Below are 21,623 nucleotides of genomic sequence, written 5' to 3' on the forward strand. Positions count from 1 at the left end.
TCCCCGAGCGAAACGCAGGGAAGCGATGCGGCCGCCGTCGTTGACTCGACGGAGCGCCGGGACACGATCGGCCGGTCCCTCCCGGCCCTCCTCGCGGCCCAACCACGAAGTCCCCGCCATGCCGACCGCGACGTTCCGCTCCGCCTTCGTGCCGCACGATCTCGACGCGCCCGTCACCGGAGCCCCGGCCGGGCCGCTCGCCGGCCTGACAGTGGCCGTCAAGGACATGTACGACATCGCCGGGGCACCGACCGGCGGCGGCAGTCCCGACTGGCTGGCAGCGCATCCGCCGGCCGCCACCCATGCGGCCGTGGTGGCGAAGCTCCTCGCCGCCGGCGCCACCATCATGGGCAAGACGGTCTGCGACGAGTTCTTCTTCAGCGTCACCGGGGCCAATGCCCATTACGGCACGCCCGTGAACCCGCGCGCGGCCGGCCGCATGCCGGGCGGCTCGTCGGCCGGCTCGGCCTCGGCCGCCGCATCGGGCACCTGCGATGTCGCCATCGGCAGCGACACCGGCGGCTCGGTGCGCATCCCCGCCGCGTTCTGCGGCCTCTACGGCCTGCGCCCGACCCATGGCCGAATCGACATGACCGGCGCGATGGCGATGGCGCCCTCGTTCGATGTCGGCGGCTGGATGGCAGCCACTCCAGGCGTGTTCCGGGCGGTCGGCCCGGTCCTGCTCGGCGGCCGGGCGGTGCCGACGGGAATCGACAAGGCAATCGTGCTCGACGACGCCTTCGCGGAGGCCGACCCGGACATCGCGGCGCTGCTGCGGCAGGCGATCGCGGCGATGGCCGACAGGCTGCCGCCCATCGTTCCGGGCGCCATCGCGCCCGACGGGTTCGACCCCTGGCGCGAGGCGTTCCGCATCGTCCAGGGCCGCGAGGTCTGGCAGGTCTATGGCGGGTTCATCGAGAGCCGGCAGCCGCGCCTCGGCCCCGGCGTGCGCGACCGCATGGCGTTCGCCGCCACCGTCTCGGAAGAGGACGCGGCCGAGGCCTACGCGGTGAAGCGGCGCGCCGCCGAATGGATCGAGGGGGTGGCGCAGCCCGGCACCGTGCTGGTGTTGCCGACCGCCCCGTGCATCGCGCCCATGACCGACGCCTCCGGCGAAGGGCTCGAATCCTTCCGGGTGCGGGTGATGCGGCTCACCTGCATCGCCGGCATGGGCGGGCTGCCGCAGCTCACCGTGCCGGTCGGCACCATCGCGGGCTGCCCGGTCGGGTTGTCGTTTATCGGCTGGGCGGGCGGCGACGAGGCGCTGCTCGATCTCGCGGTGCGGCTGGCGCCGTTCATGGGCGCGGTCGGCTGAGCCACACGCCGAAGTCGGACACCGGGCGCGCCGTCGCGATGGTGCGTCCGTCTCCGGGCGATGCCGGCGCGCCACACCGGCAGCATTTTGCGCTCGCGTGTTCGTGATCGCGGGCGGTGGTGCAGTGCGGTCCTCATCAACCCTCCCGTAACCGCCCTCGTCGACAGTCCGCGCGTCCGCGGATGTCGAACCAATTCGGCCCCGAAGACATCCAACTGATGCCACACCGGCGCGGCACCACCGCGCTGCGCGGCACCAACACCGCGCCTCACCGCGGGCGCCCGCCCGCACGCCCCTCACTCCCGGCCCGCCCTGCGTGCCTCCACGGAGACGACGATCCATGCCCCGTCCGGACCGCCCTTCGTTCGAGACCGAGACGACCGCCCCGGTGCCTTCCACCGAGCACGGCCGTCGAACGGCCGAGCATGCCGGGTCCGGCCGGCGAACGGCCCGCACCGGCGGCACCTCCGCCGCCTCCGATCGCTCGGCCCTGCAATACTGCGTCGACAACGACCTGATCTGAGCCCGCATCGAGGCCGGCCCCATGCCGGCTGCCGCGCCGCGTTCGCGCGGCGCGCCTCCGTCGGCTCGGCCGGGCTCGGCGACCCCGATCAGTACTTCTGCGGGACGTAGAGCTCGGGCGGCAGCGTGCGCCGCTCGTAGTTCGGATCGAACACCCGCTCAGGCAGCGCGATCGGCTGATGCGGCACCTCGGTGTAGGGAATCCGCGTCAGGAAATGGTCGATGCAGTTGAGCCGCGCCCGCTTCTTGTCGTTGCCCTCGACGATGTACCACGGCGCCTCGGGGATGTTGGTGCGGAACAGCATGTCCTCCTTGGCCTTGGTGTAGTCCTCCCAGCGCACCCGCGATTGCAGGTCCATCGGGCTGAGCTTCCACTGCTTCATCGGATCGTGGATGCGCATGAGAAAGCGCATCTGCTGCTCCTCGTCGGTGATCGAGAACCAGTACTTGAGCAGGATGATGCCGGAGCGCACCAGCATGCGCTCGAACTCGGGCACGTCGCGGAAGAACTGCTCCACCTGATCGGGGGTGGCGAAGCCGATCACCCGCTCGACGCCGGCGCGATTGTACCAGGAGCGATCGAACAGCACGATCTCGCCGCCGGCCGGCAGGTGGGTGACGTAGCGCTGAAAATACCACTGCGACTTCTCGCGCTCGGTCGGCGCCGGCAGCGCGACGACGCGGCAGATGCGCGGATTGAGCCGCTGGGTGATTCGCTTGATGACGCCACCCTTGCCGGCGGCGTCGCGTCCCTCGAACACCACGACGATCTTCGCCTTGGTGTAGGCGACCCAGTCCTGGAGCTTGATCAGCTCGGCCTGAAGGCGAATCAGGTGGCGCAGGTATTCGCGGCGCTCGATCGACGGCGGATGGGTCCGCTTGTAGATCTTGCGGATCTCCTCCGACAGCGCCGGCTCGGAGAGCTCAAGCTCGTAGTCTTCATCGAGGGTGTCGGCCAGCTCGGCGTCGAGCCAGTCCAGCCCGCCGGTATCACGGCTGCCGGCGTCGCGGCCGCCGGTGTCGTGCTCGGCATCCTCCCGCGGCCGATCGCTCGGCCTCGAATCCTCCCGCTTGGAGTCGCTCATCGTCTCGCTCCGTGTCCCTGCGTGCCGTCGGCCGCCATGGGACGCGACCGTGGCATCGGGGATGTGACGGTTCGATGACGAGCCCGACGGCCGCTCGAAGGCGATGCGGCGCGAGGCCGCAATCGCACCCTGACGGGTGGCGAGCCCCCGGACCGAACACGCGGAACGTGCGGTGCGGCGAGCCGCCGGACGTGCTGCCGCCTGGGCGGCGCGATCTCACACCCGCGTCGGGTAGTTCGGGCTCTCGCGCGTGATGGTGACGTCGTGGACGTGGCTCTCGCGCAGGCCGGCCGACGAGATCTTCACGAACTGCGCCTTCTCGTGCAGCTCCTTCAGGGTGGCGGCGCCGACATAGCCCATGGCGGCGCGCAGGCCGCCGGTGAGCTGATGCAGCACCGCGCCGGCCGGGCCCTTGTAGGGCACCTGGCCCTCGACTCCCTCCGGCACCAGCTTGAGCGAGTCCTTGATGTCCTGCTGGAAGTAGCGATCGGCCGAGCCGCGCGCCATCGCCCCCACCGAGCCCATGCCGCGATAGGTCTTGTAGGAGCGGCCCTGATACAGGAACACCTCGCCCGGCGTCTCGTCGGTGCCGGCCAAGAGCGAGCCGATCATGGCGCAGTCGGCACCCGCCGCGAGCGCCTTGGCGAGATCGCCCGAATACTTGATGCCGCCGTCGGCGATCACCTTGACGCCGGCATCGCGGGCCACCGCGACGGCGTCCATGATGGCGGTGAGCTGCGGCACGCCGACACCCGCCACCACCCGGGTGGTGCAGATCGAGCCCGGGCCGATGCCGACCTTCACGGCGTCGGCGCCCGCGTCGATCAGCGCCTTGGCGGCGTCCGCGGTGGCGATGTTGCCGGCCGCGACCTGCACGGCGTTCGACAGCGTCTTGATGCGCGCCACCTGGGCGAGGACGTGGCGCGAATGGCCGTGCGCGGTGTCGACGACGATCAGGTCGACGCCCGCCGCCACCAGCTGCTCGGTGCGCTCGAAGCCGCTGTCGCCCACCGTGGTGGCCGCGGCGACCCGCAGCCGCCCCTGCGCGTCCTTGCAGGCGTTGGGGTTGGCCACCGCCTTCTCGATGTCCTTCACGGTGATCAGGCCGACGCAGCGGTACTGATCGTCGACGACGAGCAGCTTTTCGATGCGGAACTGATGCAGCAGCCGCTTCGCCTCCGACTGGCTGACGCCCTCGCGCACCGTCACCAGGCGCTCCTTGGTCATCAGCTCCGACACCTTCTGGTCGGGGTCGTGGGCGAAGCGGACGTCGCGGTTGGTGAGGATGCCGACCAGCTTACCGTCGACGCCGCCCTCCGAGGTCACCACCGGAATGCCGGAGATCCGGTTGTCCGCCATCATCCGCAGCGCCTCGACCAGCGGCGCGTCGGGCCCGATGGTGAGCGGATTGACCACCATGCCGGACTCGAACTTCTTCACCTGCCGCACCTGGGCGGCCTGCTGCTCGGGCTCCAGGTTGCGGTGGATGACGCCGAGGCCGCCGGCCTGCGCCATGGCGATCGCCATGGCCGATTCGGTCACCGTGTCCATCGCCGAGGCGATGATCGGGATGTTGAGGGTGATCTCGCGGGTGAGCTGGGTGCGGATGTCGGCCTGGGAGGGCAGCACGTCCGACAGGCCGGGCTGGAGCAGCACGTCGTCGAAGGTCAGCGCCTCGCGCGGGGAACTGTCGGAAAATGCGGCCATGCCAAGCTCCTCATCGCCGAAGGGGCCGGAAAAGGCGGGCGGCCTCCGGCCCGAATCGGCCGTGAGGTACCCGAAAACGCCCCTGTACGGAGTTGGCGAGGGTGGTTAGCACGGTCGCGCCGCGATGGAAAGTCGCGCCGCCGGAAAGCCGCCATGGACCGGCGCGCCGGCGCGCCACAGCGGAAACGTCCGGTGACCGGCGGCCCCCTCCTCGGAGACCGCCGGTGCTCGTCACGTCAGCGCCGCCAGCCGGGGGGCGGGCCGTGGCGCTCGATGGCGTCGACGATCTCGCGATGGCGGCGGTCGTCGCGCCGCATCGCGATGGCGATCACCGCATGCGCCGAGGGCAGCAGAAGCAGGAACGGGAAGGCGAACAGCGTCAGCACCGTGAGGACGACGCAGACCGCCAGCAGCACCAGGTTGAGCACCGCCGCGAACGGCTGCCCGTTCAGCAGCAGCGCCAAGGGAGGCAGGAACACCGCCAGGATGTAGATCATCGCGCATCGCTCCCGTGCACATTGCTCCCGTGCACGTCGCTCCCGTGCACATCGCTTCGGTCCGCATCGCCGGCACCGGGCCGCCGAAGGTCGCGGGTCTGCCTCTATGTGGGGGGTCGCGCGGCACGTGCAATCCGCTGCGCCGCGACGTCCCGGCGCAGGCGGAACCGGCGCCGCCCGGCCCGGCAGGCCCCGGCCATCGTGGCGGAACGCCCCCGCGCCGGCACGTTTTGCTCTATGCTGCGCCGCGCCGGGCGATGGTGCGCCCATGCTCCCTGCCCGTCCTGTTCCTCCAACCGCCCCCGCCGGATGCCGCTCACCCGCGAACGTCTCGTTCCCTTCATCGTCGCCGTCGCCCTGTTCATGGAGAACATGGACTCGACCGTGATCGCCACCGCGCTGCCGGCGATCGCGGCCGATATCGGCACCTCGCCGATCGAGCTGAAGCTCGCCGTCACCTCCTACCTGCTGGCGCTCGCCATCTTCATCCCGGTGAGCGGCTGGATGGCCGACCGATTCGGCGCCCGCACCATCTTCCGCACCGCCATCGTGGTGTTCGTCGCCGGCTCGGTGCTGTGCGCCGTGTCGGGTGCGCTGTGGCACTTCGTGCTGGCGCGCTTTCTCCAGGGCATGGGCGGCGCCATGATGAGCCCGGTCGGCCGGCTGGTGCTGATCCGCGCGGTCGACAAGAGCAAGCTGGTCGACGCCATGGCGCTCGTCACCCTGCCGGCGCTGATCGGCCCGCTGCTGGGGCCGCCGCTCGGCGGCTTCCTCACCACCTATGCGAGCTGGCACTGGATCTTCTTCATCAACGTGCCGATCGGCATCATCGGCTTCGTGCTGGTGACCAAGTTCGTCGACAACGTGAAGGCGGAGGTGCCCGACCCCTTTGATACCGTCGGCATGGCTCTGGTGGCGCTCGGCATCGGCGGCCTCGCCTTCGGCTCGACGGTGATCAGCGTGCGCGTCGTGCCGCTCGCCGCCTCGCTGACGCTGCTGGCGGTCGGGGCGGCCGCGACCTTCGCGTATGTGCTCTATGCGCGGCGCGCCCCGGCCCCGGTGATCGACCTCTCCTTGCTGGCGCTGCCGACCTTCCGGGCCGGCGTCGCCGGCGGCTTCGTGTTCCGGGTCGGCGCCGGGGCGCTGCCGTTCCTGATGCCGCTCCTGCTCCAGATCGGCTTCGGCATGACGCCGTTCGAATCCGGCATGGTGACCTTCGCGACGGCGTTCGGCGCCATGGTGATGAAGACGCTGGTGCCGCGCATCCTGCGCCGCTTCGGCTTCCGCGCCACCATGTCGGTCAACGCGCTCCTCGCCGCCGGCACCATCGCGGCCTGCGGCCTGTTCGTGCCCGGCACGCCGGTGTGGGTGATGATCGCCGTGCTGCTCACCGGCGGGCTGTTCCGCTCGCTCCAGTTCACCAGCGTCAACACCATCGCGTTCGCCGATGTGGAGCCGCGGAGGATGAGCCGGGCGACGTCGCTCGCCAGCGTGTCGCAGCAGCTCTCGGTGTCGACCGGCGTCACCGTCGGGGCGCTGGCGCTGGAGACCGCGATGGCGGTGCGCGGCGACGCCGCGTTGACCGCCGCAGCGTTCCCGCCGGCCTTCGCGACCATCGGGCTGATCGCGGCGGCGTCGCTGGTCTTCTTCCTGCGCATGCCGGCCGACGCCGGCGCCGAGCTGGCGCGCCGCAAGGGCGACCGCTCAGCGCAGGACTGACCCGGCGCCACGCCGCACGCGCAGGACCTCGACGGCGACGACCGCACCGCACAGCACCGGCACCACCAGCAGGCGGGCCATGAAGAAGCCGTGCAGCAGCGCATGGTTCCAGAACACCAGGACCCAGGCGATCTGCACCGCGACGGCGAGCCAGCAGGCGCGCAGCACCGTCACCAACCGCAGGCTGGCGGTGGGCGACGGGAAGGCGCGCAGGCTCGCCACCACCAGCACGCCGAAGCCGACCACCACCACCAGGCATCCGATGATCGGCGAGCCCCAGCCGATCAGCCCGCTCCAGTAGCCGTAGATCGCCGCCAGCACGAGCGGCCCCTGCACCGGATCGCGTGCCGCGGCCGCCAGGTCGATCCCGAACACGGCCCGCATCCGCTCGGCCACCGCGGGCGACAGCTCCGGCGCGATGTCGCCGCGTAGCCGATGCATCAGCGCCGGGGCATGCTCGACGAACAGGTTGGTGCCGGTGGCGAACGACACCGCCACGAGCTTGACGGCGAACACCCCGGCGAGCGCCACGCAGAACGCCACCACCGTGACGGCGAGCCGCCCGCCCCAGTCCTGCGGCCGCGACGGCGAGGCGAGCGCGGTCGCCATGGCGATCAGCGCGAGCGCCACCGGGATGCCGCCGGTCAGCATCTCGAACGCCCCGATGACGGCCCCATAGAGAGCCCCGGCGACAGCGAAGGCGGCGAGCCGCGGCCGCTCGCCCGCCGCCATCACGGCAAAGCCGAGAAACGCCGCGTGGGCGAGATCGAGCGGCGCGAAGTACAGCATGGCACCGAAATGCCAGGTGCCGGAGAACAGCGCGAAGGCCAGGGCCGCCGCCGCGAGGCTCCAAGTGCGGCGGACGGCGGCGACGAGCGCCACCGCCACGAACGACAGGAAGGTGGTCCAGCCCAGCACGGTCGTCACCGTGCGGATCGGCACGAAGGTCAAAAGCACCTGGGCGATCGGACGCTGGGCCATCGGATAGCGGTCGTAATAGGCCATCGCGGGCTGCGGCCCCGCCGGGTCCAGCGCCTGCCCGAGGGCCTGGCAATCGGGATTCTCGGGCACGCGCGGATCGAGCGGCGCCGCGGCCGGGCCGAGCCGGGCGGTGCGCAGCGTGGCGCTCGTCGCATCCGGATAGGCGGCCAGCACCGCGGTGAAGATCAGGCAGTCGTGGCGATGCACGGCCACGGCCCAGCGGCCGGACGAGCGGATCAGCGGAACGAAGCCGCGGGTTTCGAGGATGCTGCCATCCGCGATGGCGGCTCGCAGGGTGGCCCGGGCCCGCTGGTCGCCGAGCGACGCGGCGGCCCGGCTGCCGGCGAACACCGTGGCCATCACCAGCACGGCCGCGAGCGCCCCGACGGCGCCGGCCAGCGCGATCCACCCCCAGGTCCCCCCGCGTCGCTCGGTCATGCCGCCCTCCCCCGGTTCGTCGGTTCCGGGCGGACGTCACGCCTCGCGGCGGCGCGGGTCAAGCGCGAAAAGGCGGCGGCGAGCTGCTGTAGCGAGCTGCCGTAGCCCGGCGGGAGCGAAGCGACGGCCGGGGCGGGCGCGGAGATGCGGTCCCGGATGTCGCTACGCACCATCCGGGCTCCGGTGATTTGCCCACCCTACGCGGCCGACGGCACCTGCCGGAATCCCATCGCCAGGACGTACAGCTCGGCCGAGTCGGCGCGGCTCGCCGCCGGCTTGACGTGCTTGACCTTGGCGAAGTCGCGCTTGAGGTCGGCCAGGAGCTCGCCCTCGGTGCCGCCGCGCAGCACCTTGCACAGAAAGGCGCCGCCCGGCTCCAGGACCTCGCGGGCGAACAGCGCGGCTGCCTCGGCGAGCGCCATGATCTTGAGGTGGTCGGTCTTGCGGTGGCCGGTGGCGTTGGCGGCCATGTCGGAGAGCACCACGTCGGCGGGGCCGCCGAGCAGCGCCTTCAGCCGGTCCGGCGCCGCCGGATCGAGGAAGTCGAGATGGAGCACGTCGACCCCGACGATCGGCGGCATGTCGAGCAGGTCGATCGCCACCACGCGGCCTTTGCCGCCGTCGGCGCCGACGCGCTTGGCGGCCACCTGGCTCCAGCCGCCCGGCGCGGCGCCGAGATCGACCACGCGGGCGCCCGGCCGCAGCAGGCGGAAGCGGTCGTCCAGCTCGATCAGCTTGTAGGCGGCGCGCGAGCGGTAGCCCTCGCGCTTGGCCTGCGCCACATAGGGGTCGTTGAGCTGGCGGTCGAGCCACAGCTTCTGGGCCAGCGTGCGGCCCTTGCGGGCCTTGACGCGGACCTTGAGGGAGGTGGAGCGCGAGCGGTCGGTGGTCATCGTCGCGTTGTGGTCCAGAACCCGCCGCTTGTCGAGCCGCCGCGCCCCGCGGCCACCCCGGCCCGCTCCCGCGCCGCAATCGTTGTACACAATTACCGTGTCGCGGCCGTGTCCTCGGCGGCCGGCCGCGGCACCATGACGTCGCGTCCGGCGCGCAGATGCGCCTCCATCACGGCGCGCGCCCAGGTGCCGTCGCGGGCCCGGATCGCCTCCACCAGCTCGCCGTGATGGGCGATGCTACGGGCCATGGCGCGGTCGTCGTAGCGCACGAAGGTGCCGACCACCACCGGCAGCTCGGTCACCAGCTCGATCAGGCGCAGAAGCCGGCGGCTGCCCGACGCCTCGACGATGAGCCGATGGAAGCGCTGGTTCACCTCGGTGATCCGCCCGAGCCGCGCGCCACGCGCCAACGCCGCCTCGGCCATGGCGCGGGCGAGCCCGTCCAGCTCGGCGATCTGGTCCGCCGTCGCCCGCGTCGCGGCGCGTTCCGCCGCCATCCCTTCGAGGGCGAGACGCAGCGCGAAGATCTCGTCGAGATCGTCGGCGGTCCAGCCCGGCACGGTGGCGCCGAGATGCGGCGCGAAGCCGATTAGCGAGTCGGCCGCCAGGCGCTGGAGCGCGGCACGCACCGGCGTGCGGCTCATGCCCAGCTCGGCCGACAGCTCGGCCTCGCGCAGATGCGTGCCGGCCGGCCAGCGCCCGGCCAGCAGATGGCCGCGGATGCGATCATAGGCGATGTCGGCGGCGCGCCGCTTCATGCGGATGCCCTCGGGAGACCGCTGGACAGTCCCTTCGTTGTGTACAATACTTTTCCCAACAAGGGCTGTCGACCAAAGAACCACCGGCCCGCAGGAGGAGACGCGATGTCGCTCATGATCCGTGCAGGCGGAGCGATCCTGGCTGCCGTGATGGCGGTGGGATCGGCCCTTCCGGTGTCGCTCTCGGCATCGTCGCCGGCGGCGGCCGGCGAGAAGGTCACCGTCACCCACTGGGGCCAGCTCATGTACGGCGCCCCCTACGCGGTGGCGATCGAGAAGGGCTTCTACAAGGAGCTGGGGCTCGACATCGACGGGGTGCTCACCTCCCGCGGCGGCGGCACCACCATGCGCAACGTGATGGCCTCCGACCTGCCCTATGGCGAGGTGGCGCTGCCGGCCGCCATCGCGGCCGCCAACCAGGGCATCGACCTCGCCATCGTGCACACCGGCGTCGGCACCGCCGGCGAGATCCTGTGGGTGACGCCGAACGCCTCGCCGATCAAGTCCATCGCCGACCTCGCCGGCAAGAAGGTGGCGTTCACGTCGCCCAAGTCGGTCACCGAGATGCTGCTGATCATGGTCACCGACAAGCACCGCATCAAGGTGGACGGCGTCGCGGCCGGCGGCATCGGCCAGGGCGTCACCCTGATGCAGCAAGGCGGCGTGGTCGCGACGCCGATCATGGACCCGGTGTGGGCGCGCTTCGAGGACAAGCTCAAGCCGGTGTTCTGGACCAAGGACGAGCTGCCGGCGATCGTCCAGACGGTCGGCGTGACGACCCGCGCGTTCGCCAAGGACAACCCCGACAAGCTGCGCAAGCTGATCGCGGCGCGCCGCAAGGCGGTGGCGTTCATCTACGCCAACCCGGAGGAGGCCGCCGCCATCGTGGCGACCGCCTACGATCTCGACAAGGCGGTGGCGCGGCGCGCCGTCGAGCGGCTGGTGGCGCTGCGCTACTGGAGCGACGGCGCCTTCGACCAGGCCGCCATGGACAACATGGCCAAGGGCCTCCAGATCGTCGGCGAGATTTCCGGGCCGGTCGACTGGTCGAAGCTCGTCGACGGGAGCTTCCTGTGACGGTGCGGCCGCTCGCCCGTCCCGCCGCCGCGACGGCGCCGCACGAGATCCACGCCCGCCTCGCCGAGGTGACGCGCACCTATGGGGCGGTCGGCGGACGCGGCGGCGTCCACGCTCTCGGGCCGGTCGACATCGCGCTCCGACGCGGCGAGTTCTACTCGGTGATCGGTCCGTCCGGATGCGGCAAGTCGACCTTGCTCGACGTGCTCTCGGGCCTGTCGCGGCCGAGCGCCGGCGCCATCACGTTCGAGGGCCGGCCGGTCGATGGCGCGGTGCCGGACGGCGTCGGCGTGGTGTTCCAGGAGGACGCCTCGTTCCCGTGGATGACGGTGCGCGACAACATCGGCTTCGGGCTGCGCGAGAACGGCGTCGATGCCGCCGAGATCGGCCGCCGGGTCGATGCGGCGCTCGCCCTGATGGGGCTGCGCGACTTCGCCGCCGCGCATCCGCCGCAGCTCTCCGGCGGCATGCGGCAGCGCGTCTGCATCGCCCGCACCCTGGTGATGCAGCCGCGGCTGATCCTGCTCGACGAGCCGTTCGGCGCCCTCGACGCTCAGACCCGCCTGATCATGGGCGACGAGCTGCTGCGGGTGTGGCGCGAGACCGGCGCCACCGTGATGCTGATCACCCACGCGCTCGACGAGGCCGCCATGCTGTCGGACCGTATCGGCGTGATGTCGGCGCGGCCGGGCCGCATCCTGGCCGAGATCGAGACCGGCTGGCCGCGCGAGCGCGACAGCCGCATCGCCGCCGATCCGGGCTTCGGCGCCGTCACCAGCCGCCTGTGGGGGCTGCTGCGTGAAGAATCACTGCGCGCCATCGGGGCCCAGGCACCGGCGGGAGCGGACCACGCATGAGCCGCGCCGGCCTGGTCCGTACCGCCATCGTGGTCGCCGCCGTGGCGGCGCTCGAACTCGCGGCCCGCGGCGGCCTGCTGCGTGCCGGCGTCGCGGTGCCGCCGTCCGAGGTGGCCGCCAAGCTGTGGTCGATCCTGCGCGCCGGCGACGCCAACGCCGATCTCGTCGAGACGCTCGGCAATGTCGCGCTCGCCTGCGGGCTCGCTCTCGTGGCCGGCTTCTCGCTCGGCGCCGTGGTGCATGGCCTGCCGCGCCTGCGCCGCGCCCTCGATCCGTTCCTGGCAAGCTACTACGCCCTGCCCTTCTTCGCCTTTTACCCGGTGCTGATCGTCGTGCTCGGCATCGGCCGGCTGCCGATCGTCGCCATCGGCTTCATGTTCGCCGTGGTGGCCATGATGGTCGCCACCCTGAACGGCTTCGACCGCATCCCCCGGGCGCTGCCGCGCACCGCCCGGGTGTGGCGGATGGGGCCGGTGCGCACCGCCCTCAAAATCAAGCTGCCGAGCGCCGCCCCGCATCTGTTCACCGGCATCAAGCTCGCGGTCGCCTACGCCTTCATCGGCGTCATCGCGGCGGAGTTCATCATGGCCACCTCGGGGCTCGGCTACGCCATCGCGTACGCCTTCAACAACTACGACAACCGCACCATGTACGCCCTGATGCTGCTGCTGCTCGGCATCGTCGTGGTGGTCAACGGCGTGCTGCACGGCGCCGAGCAGCGCCTGCTGGCACGGCGGAGGGCGCGCTGATGCCGACCCGCCTCCTCGACACGCTGCTGGTCCTCGCGGTCGGGCTCCTCGCCTGGCAGGGCGTCCACTGGCTCGCCCCCGACGCGGTGACGTCGCCGGCCGGCACGGTGGCGCGCGCCGCCGAGATGCTGGCGAGCCCGCGCTTCTGGCCGCATGCCGGCGAGACGGCGTGGGCGTTCGCGCTGTCGCTGGTCTTCGCCATCGGGGGCGGTCTCGCCATCGGTCTGCCGCTCGGGCTGCATCGGTTCTCGGCCGAGGTCGGCGAGCCGATCCTGGTGTCGCTCTACAGCCTGCCGAAGATCACGCTCTATCCGGTGATCCTGCTGGTGTTCGGCCTCGGCCTGTCCGCCAAGGTGGCGTTCGGCACCATCCACGGGCTCGTGCCGGTGGCGATCTTCGCCATGAACGGCGTGCTCGCCCTGCCGCCCGTCTACGCCCGCGCGGCACGCGCCCTGCGACTGTCGCGCTGGCGGACGCTGGCGGCCGTGTTGGCGCCCGCCGCGGTGCCCGAGATCGTCACCGGCGTGCGTATCGGCTTTTCGGTGACGCTGCTCGGCGTGTTCATCGGCGAGATGTTCTCGTCGCAGCGTGGCCTCGGCTTCCTGCTGATGAACGCCATCGGGCTGCACGACGTCCCCACCATGCTGGCCATCATCCTGATGGTCGGCGCCTTCGCGGTCACCGCCAACGCCGCCCTGCTGGCGTTGGAGCACCGCCTGCATCACCGGCCCGCCTGACGGGCGGCCGCCCGCGCCGCCGCGGCGGCCGGACCGAACCACGGAGACGACACCGCATGGCCTCGCTGCGCGCCATCCTGAACGCCCGCCCGCGCGACCGGGTGATCGCCGCCCCCGGCGTCTACGACATGATCTCGCTGCGGATCGCCGACCGCATGGGCTTCGACGTGCTGTACATGACGGGCTACGGCGCGGTGGCGTCGCTGCTCGGCCTGCCGGACGCCGGGCTTGCCAGCTTCACCGACATGGTCGACCGGGTCGGCACCATGGCCGGGATCGCCGAGACGCCGCTGATCGCCGACGGCGACACCGGCTATGGCGGGCTCCTCAACGTGCGCCACACGGTGCGCGGCTACGAGCGCGCCGGCGCCGCCGGCATCCAGCTCGAGGACCAGGAGTTCCCCAAGAAGTGCGGCCACACGCCGGACCGCCGGGTCATCCCGGCCGACGACATGGTGCGCAAGATCGCGGTGGCGGCCGAGAGCCGGGAGAGCGACGAGTTCCTGATCGTCGCCCGCACCGACGCGCGCACGGCGCTCGGGCTCGACGAGGCGATCCGCCGTGCCCGCCTCTACGGCGAGGCCGGCGCCGATCTCCTGTTCGTCGAATCGCCGGAGAGCGAGGCCGAGATGGCCCGCATCGGCGCCGAGCTCGGCGACTGGCCGCTCGTCGCCAACATGGTGGAGGGCGGCCGCACCCCGATCCTGCCGGCCGACCGGCTGGCGGCGCTCGGCTTCGCGCTCGCCATCTATCCGGGCGCCGGCTTCCTGGCCGCCACCGCGGCGATCGAGAGCGTGTTCGGCCACATCCGACAGACCGGCAGCTCGCTCGGCGCCGCGCCGCCGCTCTACAGCTTCGCCGAGATGAACCGGCTGATGGGCTTCGAGGAGGTGTGGCGGTTCGACCGCGAGCACGCCGACCGTGCGCCGGTCGACCGTGCGCACGCCGACGGCCCTGCGTCGTCCCGCGCCGGCTCCGCCGCGGCGGAGTGAAACGCGACGGCCGAGGTCCCGGGCGTCGGCCGGCGCGCCGTCAGCCGCGGTCCCACACCCCGTCGGCGCGCATCATCTTGACCAGGATGCCCTCGCGCAGGCCGCGATCGGCCACCCGCAGGCGCGGGCACGGAAACGCGCGGCGGATCGCCTCCAGGATGGCGCAGCCGGCCAGCACCAGATCGGCCCGCTCGCCACCGATGCACGGATTGTCGACGCGGTCCTGGTAGCTCATCGCCATCAGCCGGTCGATCACCGCGGTGATCTCGTGGGCGCGCAGCCAGCAGCCGTCGACCCGGCGGCGGTCGTAGCGCGGCAGCGCGAGATGCACGCCCGCGATGGTCGTCACCGTGCCCGAGGTGCCGAGCATGTGCAGGCCGCCCAGGTCGCCGCCGTGGCGGCCCGAGAAGTCGGCCAGCGCCCTGCCGACCTCCGCCACCATGTCGTCGAAGGTGCCGCGATCGACGGTGACGCCGCCGAACCGCTCCGCCAGCGTGACGACGCCGACCGGCAGCGACACCCAGCCCTCGATCACCGGCTTCGGCGGGCCGCGGCCGGCCACCACGGAGCGGCCGAGGCGGACCAGCTCCGACGAACCGCCGCCGATATCGAACAGGATGGCGCCACGCGAGCCCGGGTCCATCAGTGGCGTGCAGCCGGTGGCGGCCAGCTCCGCCTCGGTGCGGCGGTCGACGATCTCCAGGTCGAGACCCACCAGGTCGCGGATGCGGGACTGGAAGTCGGCGCCGTTCTCGGCCGCCCGGCACGCCTCGGTGGCGATCAGCCGGGCGCGGGTGACGCCGCGCGCCCGCATCTTGTCGCGGCACACGGCGAGCGCCTCGACGGCCCGCCCGATCGCCGCCTCGCCAATGCGGCCGCTACGCGAGACGCCCTCCCCGAGCCGGATGATGCGCGAGAACGCATCGATGACGCGGAAGCCGTTGCCGGTGGGGCGGGCCACCAGCAGGCGGCAGTTGTTGGTGCCGAGATCGAGTGCCGCATAGGTCGGCCACCGGCCCGGGGCGGCGGTGGCCGGCGCCGCCATGGCGCCAGTGTCCGCATGCTCCGGCCGTCGCGGCGCGGGATGCTCGCACACCCCCTTGGTCCCCCCCGGGCATGTTGTGCCGAGGAGGCCGGTGGTGTCAGCCTCTTGGTCCATCAATCGTCCTCGCGCCGGCAGCCGCACAGGCGCCGAGCGTCGTCACGATGTGTTCTGTCTTCCAGACCAGTGTAGCAAGCCTGACCGAGGACGCAATTGCCATGCCGTGACGACACTTATGCTGCGCCGCAAGACTCACCCGACGATATTTGAACTATGATTCATCACATCTTGTCGGCCGGGCCACGCCGCTCCGGCACAGGTGTTGCGGCGCCCCGCCCGGGACGCGGGCGTTGCCGGCCGGGATTGACGGGGCACCGGCGGCGCGCATCCTGCGGACCGCGTTACCACACCCCGAGTCGAGCCGTGGGACCAGCCGTCATGGACGTGTTCGAGGCCGTCGAATCGCGCGCGAGCTGCCGCGCCTTTTTGGACCGGCCGGTCGATGCCGCCGTGGTGCGCGACCTGATCGGCCGCGCCGCACGCGCCGCCTCCAGCGGCAATCTCCAGCCCTGGCTGGTGCATGCCTTCACGGGCGAGCCGCTGCGGGCGCTGGTGCGCCAGGTCGGGGCCGCTCTCCCCGACGTCGATCCGCGCGAGCTCGCCGGCGGCGACCACCCGGTCTACCCGGAGCCGCTGTTCGAGCCGCTGCGCCGCCGCCGTCTGGAGAACGGCCTGGCGATATACCGGGCGCTCGGCATCGCCCGCGACGACGTGGCCGGCCGCCGCGACCAGTTCTTGCGCAACTACACCTTCTGCGGCGCGCCGGTCGGGTTGTTCCTCACCCTCGATCGCCGCTGTGGGCCGGGCCAGTGGGCCGATGTCGGCGGCTATCTGGCGACGTTCATGCTGCTCGCCCGCGGCCATGGCCTCGCCACCTGCGCGCAAGCGTCGTGGGCGCGCGTCGCGCCGATCGTGCGGCCGCTGATCGGCCTGCCAGACACCGAGCTCCTGGTGTGCGGCATCGCCCTCGGCCACCCCGATCCCGACGCCCCGGTGAATCGCTTCCACGCCGCGCGCGCGCCGCTCGCGGAATTCGCCCGCTTGCACGGATTCCGGCCGGAGTGACGGGCGCCGGCCGGCCGCGCGGGGCCGGTCTGCACAACCCGCTCCCCTGCAAGAGGGGGTAGACCGCGACCGGCTTCCCGATTATATGAGCGGCACCGCGCGACGGTTCGCCGGCGCGGTCATCTCGGTGCTGCCGCATGGCCGATCCGGCCCGGCACCGCCGTGATGGGGGATAGTTTAATGGTAGAACAGCGGACTCTGACTCCGTTAGTCTAGGTTCGAATCCTAGTCCCCCAGCCACTTGAAAACGCCGCACTTTCCCTTTCAACAGACCAGACCATGGGCGCACGGTTGGGCGCTCAGTTGGACGAATCCGTTCGTCGTTCGAGCTTCCTGATCGCGCTCTCGCCGAGGGCGGGATCGCGGGCGAGGTAGTGCGCATCGAGGATCGATCGCACGTCCCGAAGGCTGTGCCCCGTGATGGTCGCGATCTCGGCCTCGGTGCATTCGGCGAGCGCCAGCCGGGTCACGGCGGTCCCGCGGAGATCGTTGAAGGTGACGCCGGTGATGCCGGCCTTCGCGGACGCCTTGCGCCACGACGAACGGAAGCCGTCCGCGGTCCAGGCCCGGCCGTCGCTGTTGGTCAAGATCACGGTGGACTTCCGCGGCGCCGCATCGAGCGCAGCCTTCAACGGCGCGCCCGCCGGGATCGTCACCCTCGCCCCGGTCTTGGACTGCCGCAGCCGAATCACCCTGCCGTCGTAGGCCGACCACCCGAGGCGCAGCAGGTCGCCTTGCCGCTGGCCGGTCCATAGCGCGAGCATCAGCGCAAGGTGCAGGTGCGCCGGCGCCGTCCGCAGGAACGCGGCCTCGTCGTCCGCCGTCCACACCTTCTCGGCCCGCGTCTCGCCGTACAGGCGGCCGCCGCGCTCGCACGGGTTCGCGGCGACGAGGCCCCGGCCCTTGGCCCACGACAGCACCCGCGCGAGCACCTGCCAGGCGTAATCGGCCTGCCGGCGGGACGTCGCGGCGAGCCGGTCGCGCCACGCCATGAAGACGCCGCGGGTGCGGCGGTCGGCGAGCGCGCTCAACGGAAAGTCGCCGAACTCGCCTTCGACGATCCGGATCTGCTTCACGTAGTCGGCCCGGGTGCGGGGCGCGAGGTCGGTGAAATCGGTGCTGAGCTGATAGCCGTGCAGGACGGACAGCAACACGCCCGTCGGTGGCGACACCTTGCGGGCGACCGCGGCGTTGTAGCTGGCGATGAACTCGGCCGTGCCGGGCTCGCCGTCCAGGCGCGGCCCGCCCTTCCAGGCGTACCAGTAGGTGACGGACCGGCCGTCGGCGAGCCGCTTGGTGACGCGGTTGACGCCCTTAAGCCTGACGCGCACGGCCCGCCATCCATCGGTCCAGGTCGCTCGCCGGTTCGGCCGGCGCCGCGGTATCGGAATGGATCGTGATCTTGCTGCCCTCGATCTCGACCTTGGCAACCTTCACGCCAGCCGCAGTCGCGGCCTTGAGGGCCCGGGTCAAATCGGCTTGTCGGAAAGTCGGCCCGGCGCGCGGCATGGTCAGGCTTCCCACCGCCGGCAGGCCGGCGCCCGGGCCCGGATGTCCGTCCCGGGACCGTGCGTCCACAGGGCGCGCGCCAGCTCGCATTTCCGATAGCGCCGGCCCCGCAGGATGTGCCGGCACGCGCCGCAGGTCTCGCCGGCCGGCCCGGTGCCGGGCGGCGCCGCATAGCCGCGGGGCTCGGTCGGCCGCCGCTCGCCGCGCCGCCCGGTGACGCGGCCGACACGGCCCGAATGCGGCGTGTCGTTGAGCCAGCCCATCACGCCGCCTCCCCTCGCCCCAGGCCGAACCGCTCGCGCAGTTCGGCCTCGTGCCGCTGGACCCAGCGCAGCGTCCGCGCCGCCGCTTCCAGGATCGGAATGCGGCGCTCGGCCGCCTCCATCTCGTGCTCCGACCGGCGATGGCGCCCCGTGAGGGCGCGCAGCCTCTCCAGGTGTCCGCGCTCGTTCAGCGCGGCCAACTCGACCTCGTCGGCCTGGCGGTGGATCGACACGGGCGGAGTCGTCATGCCGGCTCCTCCTCTGGTGCGGCCGGCGCCGGGTGGCGCGCCGCGAACTGATCGAGCGTGATCACGCTGCGGCCTCCTCGTCCTTCGGCTGCCTCGCCACGTCGGCCGCGGCGGCCGCCGGCTTGTGGCGACGGTCGAGCGCCGTCTTGAGTTCCGCGCGGATGTCGGCCGGCAGCGCCTGCCACGCCCGCCGCAGCTCGTCCGTGCCCTGCGCGGCGGCTTCCGTCAGCGCGTCGTCGTGGTCCGACAGCGTCTTGCCGCCGGGCGCGCCGAAGTCGTCTCCGGCACCCTCGTCGGCCAGCTCTCCGGCCGGACGCCGGGCAGGATGACCGCCGCTCGCCCAGGCCGAGAGCGCGCGACCGGCCTCTTCCGACAGGACCCTCCCGATCGGGACCGCGCCGCGGTGTTGCTGTTGCAGCTTGATCGGGATCGGCTTGCCGGGCTCATCCGGGGTGAGGATGAGCGAGATCGTCATCTCGTACATGAACCGCTTTTCGCAGATCGGCACCCAACGCTCGTTCGGCGGCATGTCCTTCGGCTGCACGATGACGGTGCGCTTGAAGGTGCGGCCGTTGCGCTCCTCCTCGATCTGCTCAACCCGCATCTTCTCCTCGGCCCGGAGGCACAGGATCAGGTGTGCGCGGCATTGCAGCAGTCGGTGCACGAACCGCTTGTGCAGCCGTTTCGGCTCCTTCCACGCGCCAATGCTGGCGCGCTCGGCGGCCCGCGCCTCGTCGAACGGACCCCAGGACGGATTGTGCGCCGACTTGGCGCGATCGATCGCCGTCTCGACATTGGCACCGTGCATGTCGTGGAGTCCGCCCTCGCCCTCGTATTCGTGCGAGCACGAGTCGATCACGATGACGTCGAACCCCGCCGCGTCGGCGGTCGCGACGGCATCGGCGTACGCCTCCGGCGAGAACGGCGGGCGCAGATCGCCATGCGCGAACCCGAAGCGCTCGGCGCTCGGCGTCTCGCCGGGGGCGACCGCATAGTGCTTGGCGCGTCCCGCCTCGGTGTCGATGACGGCGATCCTGCCGTCGTCGCCATCGGCGAGGCCGCGGGCGAGACGCAGGGCCGACAGGGTCTTGCCCGAGCCGGACGCTCCCGCGAGCGCGATCAGGAGGGACACGCGGTCACGCACCGCGGGCGCGAAGGTGAACGCCATCTCAGCCTCCGGCGAGGTCGGTCAACATGGGAGCGGGACGCGCGATCGGCGCCCGCAGAGGCGCGACGACGTCGGCGAACTCGTCGATCTCACGATCGATCCAACGACTCTCCGCCCACTCCGGATATGCAGGACGGATCACCCCTCGCGGATACCCGGGCCAGATGCCCGCGCGTGAGCAGGCGGACCAGATGTCGCGAGCCATCGCGAGCTGACGCCGGCCGATCGTCATGGCCGCCTCGGGGATCTCGACGATCGACAGCGCGTAGGGCTCCGTCGCCTCCTGGCACACGAAGATGTGGCGACGCCGTCCCGCGGTCTCGGGATCGAGGATGTCGAGCCCCGCCTCGTGCTGGGCCGCCTGGATGCACCAGCCGTCGGCCGCCATCTTCGTCGGGATCGCGTGCGGCGCCGCGCTGGCGAGCGTCGTCTTGTAGTCGAGGACGAGACGGCGATCGTGCGAGAGCCAGTCGATCATGGCGCGCCGCCACAGCCCGTCGCCGTCCTGCCACGCGATCACCATCTCGCCGTCGCCCGCGTCCGGCGAGAACGCCTCGCCGAGTCCGGCGGCCGAGAGCTGGTCGCGGGCGCGATCGACCAGCAGCCTGGCCCGCTCGTACTGCTCGGCGAGGATCGGCAATCGCCCGCGGGCCAAGGCATCGTCGCGCTCCTCTTTCGCGGCCTTCGTCCGCCAGTCGGCGGCGTCGATCACGGCCACGTCCTTGCCGCGCCCGAGCAGCAGCGTGTGCGCCACATGGGCCACGTCGAACCTCGTCGGCTCCTCCGGCGCGAAGGCGGGATTGAGCCGCGGATGCACGTGCCAGGCGTGCAGCGGCGAGCGCTCCAGCAGCAGCTTGGCGATCGATTGCGTTAGCGACGGCTCCGGGCACGGGTCGGCGTGGTAATCGCCGGCGCTCATGTGCGGGTAAAAGCCGGGCGTGGTGATGCGCGACATCACGCGGCCTCCGTTGCGGGCGGGTCGGTCTCGTGCACGCCGGACCACGCCTCCAGATGGCGCAGCGTCAGGCGCAGGGTGGCAATCTCCTCGGCCTGCCGGCCGATGATCTCGGCGGCGCCGCGTTGCAGGCTGGGCAGCGCCTCGCCCGCCGCGAGCGCCGCGACGATCTGCCGGGTGGCGACGTCCATCATGGAGCCTCCTGTCAGGCCGCGCGCGGCGGCTCGGGGTCGGTGAGGCCGAGAGCGCGGCGGACGATGCCGGCCTCGGTCATCGGGGGATCGGGAATCATCGGGGGATCGGGCTGTGGCCGGCGGCGGGCCGCCCGGCGGACGATCTCGACCTGCCGCCGCTCGACGAGCGACACCACGTCGGCGCGGTGGCCGTCGGGCCGGCGCTGCGGCGGCCGGTGCATCGACGACGTGATGAGATGGATGTCAGCCATCGGAGCGGCCCTCCGCCTTGGCGAGGGCAAGGTCGATTAGCGCGACGGCATTCGCGCATTCGTCACAGCCGTCATCGAAGTGACCAATGATCACCTCTCGGGTGCACTTGATTACGTACTCAAGCTGACGGACCCTGTCGGCGAGTCGGTCGCGCTCGGCCGCAGTCTCTGGCGCTGCGGCGATCAGTCTGGCGTTGGCGGCGCTAGAGGGACCGTAGACGCAGGCAATCTTCGCTCCATCCGCTTGGTCGACGACCAAGCGGTGGTGACCAAAGGCCAATATTTCACCACAGCGCCATCGCCCGATTGCGATCAGCGTCCGTCCGGAACCTGATCCAGAGCCGGGTGATGCGTCGTCAGGATGAAGCTCGACGCAGTGCACGGCGGCCGGCTCTGTCTGGCCCGCGAGGGCGTCGCGGGCGACAGCCTGCAAATCCGCATAGAATGCCCACGGATCTCCGATTGGTGTCCCTACGAGCGGCGCTTCAATCGTTTTCAGCGCCGCCCTGAGCGCGTCGCGCTCGGCGGTCAGCCGCTCCAG

General features: G+C 71.8%; 25 protein-coding genes and 1 tRNA gene. 10 read left to right on the forward strand and 16 right to left on the reverse strand.

The genetic code is table 11. The features are described 5' to 3' along the window. Positions 1-118 precede the first annotated feature (118 nt). Together ACFQUV_RS24560 and ACFQUV_RS24565 are read left to right on the forward strand one after the other, a co-directional pair. Complete coding sequence (locus ACFQUV_RS24560; RefSeq protein WP_165364181.1) at positions 119-1,315, forward strand: amidase; 1,197 nt, start codon at positions 119-121, stop codon at positions 1,313-1,315. A gap of 340 nt (positions 1,316-1,655) precedes the next feature. Next, a complete protein-coding gene (locus ACFQUV_RS24565) occupies positions 1,656-1,838 on the forward strand; it encodes a hypothetical protein (RefSeq protein WP_111384200.1) in 183 nt (60 codons plus the stop codon). An 88-nt stretch (positions 1,839-1,926) separates the two neighbouring features. On the opposite strand, the gene ppk2 is transcribed toward ACFQUV_RS24565, so the two are convergent. The 3 genes from ppk2 to ACFQUV_RS24580 all read right to left on the reverse strand — a co-directional run bounded on the left by ppk2 (position 1,927) and on the right by ACFQUV_RS24580 (position 5,126). Next, complete coding sequence (gene ppk2, locus ACFQUV_RS24570) at positions 1,927-2,922, reverse strand: polyphosphate kinase 2 (RefSeq protein WP_129611585.1); 996 nt, start codon at positions 2,920-2,922, stop codon at positions 1,927-1,929. A gap of 216 nt (positions 2,923-3,138) precedes the next feature. Then, positions 3,139-4,629: an IMP dehydrogenase gene (gene guaB / locus ACFQUV_RS24575; RefSeq protein ID WP_129611586.1), complete on the reverse strand. Its 1,491-nt coding sequence runs from the start codon at positions 4,627-4,629 to the stop codon at positions 3,139-3,141. A 236-nt stretch (positions 4,630-4,865) separates the two neighbouring features. Continuing rightward, positions 4,866-5,126, reverse strand: a complete 261-nt coding sequence (locus ACFQUV_RS24580; RefSeq protein WP_111384203.1) for a hypothetical protein — start codon at positions 5,124-5,126, stop codon at positions 4,866-4,868. A gap of 309 nt (positions 5,127-5,435) precedes the next feature. Here ACFQUV_RS24580 and ACFQUV_RS24585 point away from each other — a divergent pair, with 309 nt between their 5' ends. Further along, positions 5,436-6,845: an MFS transporter gene (locus ACFQUV_RS24585; RefSeq protein ID WP_129611587.1), complete on the forward strand. Its 1,410-nt coding sequence runs from the start codon at positions 5,436-5,438 to the stop codon at positions 6,843-6,845. On the opposite strand, the gene ACFQUV_RS24590 is transcribed toward ACFQUV_RS24585, so the two are convergent. From ACFQUV_RS24590 to ACFQUV_RS24600, 3 genes are all read right to left on the reverse strand, one after another. Beyond that, a complete protein-coding gene (locus ACFQUV_RS24590; protein ID WP_378395928.1) occupies positions 6,831-8,264 on the reverse strand; it encodes a hypothetical protein in 1,434 nt (477 codons plus the stop codon). The genes ACFQUV_RS24585 and ACFQUV_RS24590 overlap by 15 nt on opposite strands. Positions 8,265-8,461: 197 nt before the next feature. Next, positions 8,462-9,157: an RlmE family RNA methyltransferase gene (locus ACFQUV_RS24595; RefSeq protein ID WP_129607359.1), complete on the reverse strand. Its 696-nt coding sequence runs from the start codon at positions 9,155-9,157 to the stop codon at positions 8,462-8,464. Between the two features lie 92 nt (positions 9,158-9,249). Next, positions 9,250-9,915 (reverse strand): GntR family transcriptional regulator, encoded by a 666-nt coding sequence (locus tag ACFQUV_RS24600; protein ID WP_129607360.1) that lies wholly within the window; start codon positions 9,913-9,915, stop codon positions 9,250-9,252. A gap of 105 nt (positions 9,916-10,020) precedes the next feature. On the opposite strand from ACFQUV_RS24600, the gene ACFQUV_RS24605 reads away from it, so the two are divergent. The 5 genes from ACFQUV_RS24605 to ACFQUV_RS24625 are packed head-to-tail and all read left to right on the forward strand — an operon-like array spanning position 10,021 to position 14,327. Further along, entirely contained in the window at positions 10,021-10,992 is a 972-nt protein-coding gene (locus tag ACFQUV_RS24605) for an ABC transporter substrate-binding protein (protein ID WP_129607361.1), read from the forward strand. After that, complete coding sequence (locus tag ACFQUV_RS24610; RefSeq protein WP_129607362.1) at positions 10,989-11,849, forward strand: ABC transporter ATP-binding protein; 861 nt, start codon at positions 10,989-10,991, stop codon at positions 11,847-11,849. Before ACFQUV_RS24605 ends, ACFQUV_RS24610 begins: the two co-directional genes overlap by 4 nt. Beyond that, positions 11,846-12,598: an ABC transporter permease gene (locus tag ACFQUV_RS24615; RefSeq protein ID WP_111384210.1), complete on the forward strand. Its 753-nt coding sequence runs from the start codon at positions 11,846-11,848 to the stop codon at positions 12,596-12,598. Before ACFQUV_RS24610 ends, ACFQUV_RS24615 begins: the two co-directional genes overlap by 4 nt. Further along, the gene (locus tag ACFQUV_RS24620; protein ID WP_129607363.1) at positions 12,598-13,335 is read left to right on the forward strand and encodes an ABC transporter permease; all 738 of its coding nucleotides are present in this window, start codon (positions 12,598-12,600) and stop codon (positions 13,333-13,335) included. Before ACFQUV_RS24615 ends, ACFQUV_RS24620 begins: the two co-directional genes overlap by 1 nt. 56 nt (positions 13,336-13,391) lie before the next feature. Next, positions 13,392-14,327: an oxaloacetate decarboxylase gene (locus ACFQUV_RS24625; protein ID WP_129607364.1), complete on the forward strand. Its 936-nt coding sequence runs from the start codon at positions 13,392-13,394 to the stop codon at positions 14,325-14,327. A gap of 40 nt (positions 14,328-14,367) precedes the next feature. On the opposite strand, the gene ACFQUV_RS24630 is transcribed toward ACFQUV_RS24625, so the two are convergent. Then, the gene (locus ACFQUV_RS24630; protein ID WP_129607365.1) at positions 14,368-15,372 is read right to left on the reverse strand and encodes a Ppx/GppA phosphatase family protein; all 1,005 of its coding nucleotides are present in this window, start codon (positions 15,370-15,372) and stop codon (positions 14,368-14,370) included. Between the two features lie 420 nt (positions 15,373-15,792). On the opposite strand from ACFQUV_RS24630, the gene ACFQUV_RS24635 reads away from it, so the two are divergent. Together ACFQUV_RS24635 and ACFQUV_RS24640 are read left to right on the forward strand one after the other, a co-directional pair. Next, positions 15,793-16,494 (forward strand): nitroreductase, encoded by a 702-nt coding sequence (locus ACFQUV_RS24635; protein WP_207211335.1) that lies wholly within the window; start codon positions 15,793-15,795, stop codon positions 16,492-16,494. Between the two features lie 166 nt (positions 16,495-16,660). After that, positions 16,661-16,734: transfer RNA gene (locus ACFQUV_RS24640), tRNA-Gln, on the forward strand. Between the two features lie 59 nt (positions 16,735-16,793). Here ACFQUV_RS24640 and ACFQUV_RS24645 read toward each other — a convergent pair. From ACFQUV_RS24645 to ACFQUV_RS24685, 9 genes are all read right to left on the reverse strand, one after another. Then, on the reverse strand, positions 16,794-17,825 hold the full coding sequence (locus ACFQUV_RS24645; RefSeq protein WP_129607366.1) for a site-specific integrase: 1,032 nt from the start codon (positions 17,823-17,825) through the stop codon (positions 16,794-16,796). Beyond that, a complete protein-coding gene (locus ACFQUV_RS24650; protein WP_129607367.1) occupies positions 17,809-18,003 on the reverse strand; it encodes a hypothetical protein in 195 nt (64 codons plus the stop codon). The genes ACFQUV_RS24645 and ACFQUV_RS24650 overlap by 17 nt, the downstream gene beginning before the upstream one ends. A gap of 2 nt (positions 18,004-18,005) precedes the next feature. Further along, positions 18,006-18,266, reverse strand: a complete 261-nt coding sequence (locus ACFQUV_RS24655; protein ID WP_165363741.1) for a hypothetical protein — start codon at positions 18,264-18,266, stop codon at positions 18,006-18,008. Then, entirely contained in the window at positions 18,266-18,514 is a 249-nt protein-coding gene (locus tag ACFQUV_RS24660; protein WP_129607368.1) for a hypothetical protein, read from the reverse strand. The genes ACFQUV_RS24655 and ACFQUV_RS24660 overlap by 1 nt, the downstream gene beginning before the upstream one ends. Before the next feature lie 61 nt (positions 18,515-18,575). Further along, the gene (locus tag ACFQUV_RS24665) at positions 18,576-19,682 is read right to left on the reverse strand and encodes an AAA family ATPase (RefSeq protein WP_129607369.1); all 1,107 of its coding nucleotides are present in this window, start codon (positions 19,680-19,682) and stop codon (positions 18,576-18,578) included. A 1-nt stretch (position 19,683) separates the two neighbouring features. Next, positions 19,684-20,637, reverse strand: a complete 954-nt coding sequence (locus tag ACFQUV_RS24670; protein WP_378395934.1) for a PD-(D/E)XK nuclease-like domain-containing protein — start codon at positions 20,635-20,637, stop codon at positions 19,684-19,686. After that, complete coding sequence (locus tag ACFQUV_RS24675; RefSeq protein WP_129607371.1) at positions 20,637-20,831, reverse strand: hypothetical protein; 195 nt, start codon at positions 20,829-20,831, stop codon at positions 20,637-20,639. Before ACFQUV_RS24675 ends, ACFQUV_RS24670 begins: the two co-directional genes overlap by 1 nt. Positions 20,832-20,842: 11 nt before the next feature. Next, complete coding sequence (locus ACFQUV_RS24680) at positions 20,843-21,082, reverse strand: hypothetical protein (protein ID WP_129607372.1); 240 nt, start codon at positions 21,080-21,082, stop codon at positions 20,843-20,845. Next, on the reverse strand, positions 21,075-21,623 hold a 549-nt coding region (locus tag ACFQUV_RS24685; RefSeq protein WP_165363742.1), incomplete at its 5' end, for a hypothetical protein. The genes ACFQUV_RS24680 and ACFQUV_RS24685, both read right to left, overlap by 8 nt.

The organism is Rhodoplanes sp. P11, from assembly GCF_964266735.1.
Taxonomy (GTDB): Bacteria; Pseudomonadota; Alphaproteobacteria; order Rhizobiales; family Xanthobacteraceae; genus Rhodoplanes; species Rhodoplanes serenus.